The organism is Paenibacillus sp. 01T422, assembly GCF_056398785.1.
In genome coordinates this window covers 1-576 of the sequence record NZ_JBFTQB010001552.1, presented here as the reverse complement: position 1 = coordinate 576, position 576 = coordinate 1, and the positions used below count along the sequence as shown (strand labels likewise).

At 49.9% G+C, this 576-nt stretch carries 1 tRNA gene and 2 rRNA genes; all 3 read right to left on the bottom strand.

From position 1 onward, the window contains the following. Window positions 1-137: ribosomal RNA gene (locus AC1DUA_RS40125) — 23S ribosomal RNA — on the bottom strand; the annotation flags it as partial. 143 nt (window positions 138-280) lie between these two features. After that, window positions 281-353 (bottom strand) — tRNA-Ala (locus tag AC1DUA_RS40120). Window positions 354-485: 132 nt separating this feature from the next. Then, window positions 486-576: ribosomal RNA gene (locus AC1DUA_RS40115) — 16S ribosomal RNA — on the bottom strand; the annotation flags it as partial.

The following is a 576-nucleotide window of genomic DNA, read 5'->3' as shown; positions in this document are numbered from 1 at the left end:
CCACAGCTGGGTTCCCCCATTCGGACATCCCCGGATCAAAGCCTGCTTACGGCTCCCCGAGGCATTTCGTCGTTCGCCACGTCCTTCTTCGGCTCCTAGTGCCTAGGCATCCTCCGTGTGCTCTTTCTAGCTTAACCTAGAAAAAAACAGTTGAAAATTTCGTGCAACCCGAARGTTAGCACTACCTAAGTTCTTACTTTACGTTTTTTGTTGACAATCCAGCCTATGCTTCGCAAAGGTGAATTGCAACTGTTTCGTTATCTAGTTTTCAAGGAACAAATGGAGCCAAGCGGGATCGAACCGCTGACCTCCTGCTTGCAAGGCAGGCGCTCTCCCAGCTGAGCTATGGCCCCATATTGATGATTGTTCATACACTTCCTAAGAAGTGCACAAGCTCCATCAAAACTGAACAAATAGAATGGTAATCAGCGATTGTGTATCCGAAGATACTTGACTGGGTCGTTCTCAGACCCGAGTCTCCATAGAAAGGAGGTGATCCAGCCGCACCTTCCGATACGGCTACCTTGTTACGACTTCACCCCAATCATCTACCCCACCTTCGGCGGCTGGCTCCCT